The following is a 259-nucleotide window of genomic DNA, read 5'->3' as shown; positions in this document are numbered from 1 at the left end:
AAACAGGATCAACCGGCAGCGGTGTCAGCGGCCCCATAAATAAGCCGTACTGATAAACCGGCCATGCACCGGCCATAACTGCGACGAGGATCAAGACCCGCATCTGCGGCTGCAAACGGCGTGTTCCGAAGCGGCTTTCAATACTACGCGCCCAGCGCCATGAGACCGTGACCAGCACGAGTTCGAAAATGCGCTGACCATTGAGATGGCGCAGCAATGGCGGCCCCTCATCACATTTGGCCAGATAATTCTTCATCAG

Annotated in this window: 1 protein-coding gene; it reads right to left on the bottom strand. The window is 56.4% G+C overall.

Annotated features, from left to right (window positions below; all coding sequences use genetic code 11):
* A partial coding sequence (locus HBA93_RS21925) for a hypothetical protein (RefSeq protein WP_221724657.1) occupies window positions 1–259 on the bottom strand: 259 nt, incomplete at both ends.

Origin of the sequence: Ochrobactrum sp. SFR4, assembly GCF_019730395.1 — a bacterium.
Classification (GTDB): domain Bacteria; phylum Pseudomonadota; class Alphaproteobacteria; order Rhizobiales; family Rhizobiaceae; genus Pseudochrobactrum.
The sequence above is the reverse complement of the archived record's forward strand: the minus strand, read 5'-3'. Positions and strand labels throughout refer to the sequence as shown.